This window comes from Mangrovicoccus sp. HB161399 (assembly GCF_013184745.1).
Taxonomy (GTDB): Bacteria; Pseudomonadota; Alphaproteobacteria; order Rhodobacterales; family Rhodobacteraceae; genus Mangrovicoccus.
In genome coordinates this window covers 1-1578 of record NZ_JAATVU010000224.1, presented here as the reverse complement: position 1 = coordinate 1578, position 1578 = coordinate 1, and the positions used below count along the sequence as shown (strand labels likewise).

Below are 1578 nucleotides of genomic sequence, written 5' to 3'. Positions count from 1 at the left end.
TGGCGCGCCGTCGACCGCGACTTCTACCGCTGGCGCAACCTGGCCGAACGCTGCTTCTCCAAGCTCAAGCGGTGCCGCCGGGTGGCAACGCGCTATGACAAGACCGCCCTGAGTTTCCTCGGGTTCATCGGCATCGCGTCCGTCCCCATCTGGCTCCGCTTTTTGTCAACATGACCTAGAGCCTGCCGCGCTGGGGAACAAGCGCGGCGCTGCGGCGAGGTTTGAATTGACGGGCGCTTGCCCGGCCCCTTAGCCATGTGGGCAGACCAAGGAGACCTGCCCATGCGCCCCGCCACCGACGCCCTGATCGTGATCGATGTCCAGAACGATTTCTGCCCCGGCGGCGCCCTGGCCGTGCCCGGCGGCGACGAGGTGGTGGCGCCGGTCAATGCGCTGATGGCCGAGTTCCGGACCGTCGTCTTCAGCCAGGACTGGCACCCGGCGGGGCATTCCTCCTTCGCCTCCAGCCACCCCGGCAAGACGCCGTTCGAGACGGTTGAGATGCCCTACGGCACCCAGGTGCTCTGGCCCGACCATTGCGTGCAGGGCACGGCGGGGGCGGCGTTCCACCCGGAGCTGCTGGACGGGCCGGCCCAGATGGTCGTGCGCAAGGGCTTCCGCCCCGGCATCGACAGCTATTCCGCCTTCTTCGAGAACGACCACGCGACGCCGACCGGGCTGCACGGCTACCTGCAGAACCGCGGGATCAGCCGGGTGGTGCTCTGCGGGCTGGCGCTGGATTTCTGCGTCAACTACTCGGCTGTGGATGCCGCGAAGCTCGGCTACCAAGCCGAGGTCATGCTGGCCGCGTCGCGCGGCATCGACCTCGAAGGCTCGCTCGATGCCGCACTGTCAGGCATGCAGGCGGCGGGCGTGACGCTGGCCTGACCGGCCCGGCGCGGCGCGTGCGGGTCGAAGCCGCATTGCCCCGCCGTCTCTAGCCATGCGGCGGTGACGCCCGCCGAGGAGGCGCGCATGATCGTGCGGCCGGTGACCGCCGCACCGAGATGGCTGGCCTCCTTCATCGCGCCGATCGGCGTCGGCGCGTCCCCGCCGGTGCAGCCCAGGCTGGCAATCGCGATGCCCTCGGCATGCAGCCGGAGTGCGGCGGTCGGCGCGGCGCGCCCGCCGCCGAAGGCCGCACAGCCGCTCTGCCCGTCCTGCATGGCCGTGTCGCAGTGGCAGTGCGCGCTCCCCTCGACCGAGATGACCGGCGGTTCGTGCAGGCCGCCGCCATGCACGTCCGGGACATGCACGGCCATTGCCGGACGGCCGCCGCCGGTGCGCGCGCCGCAGGGATGCGGCGAGACATTCTCCATCGAAGGCGCGAGCTGCGGAACGCGCGCAGGTCTCGGCATTCCCGGTAGCCGTCGCCAAGTGCCGCAGTCGCAATGAGCAGGGGAAGGGCGGCCAGGCAAGGCAGCCGGAGCGAGGCAGTCATCCTTCCTGTCGCGGGCAGGCGTGCAGTTCTGAGCATGAGAGGCGGCTAGTTGTTCAGTCCCGGCATCTGGTGGATCGGATCAACATTGAATCTGTCTGGTTCAGATGTCCAGATTTTGCAGATGTATTCGTATGGCG

General features: G+C 69.1%; 2 protein-coding genes and 1 pseudogene. 2 read left to right on the top strand and 1 reads right to left on the bottom strand.

Annotation, left to right across the window (positions count from 1 at the left end; all coding sequences use genetic code 11):
* Together HCC78_RS32475 and pncA are read left to right on the top strand one after the other, a co-directional pair.
* Positions 1-174: pseudogene (locus HCC78_RS32475) on the top strand (IS5/IS1182 family transposase); the annotation flags it as partial.
* 108 nt (positions 175-282) lie between these two features.
* The gene (pncA, locus tag HCC78_RS32470) at positions 283-888 is read left to right on the top strand and encodes a bifunctional nicotinamidase/pyrazinamidase (RefSeq protein WP_172332809.1); all 606 of its coding nucleotides are present in this window, start codon (positions 283-285) and stop codon (positions 886-888) included.
* On the opposite strand, the gene HCC78_RS32465 is transcribed toward pncA, so the two are convergent.
* On the bottom strand, positions 783-1358 hold the full coding sequence (locus HCC78_RS32465; RefSeq protein WP_172332808.1) for a hypothetical protein: 576 nt from the start codon (positions 1356-1358) through the stop codon (positions 783-785). The two genes, pncA and HCC78_RS32465, sit on opposite strands and share 106 nt — an antisense overlap.
* Between the last annotated feature and the right edge of the window lie 220 nt (positions 1359-1578).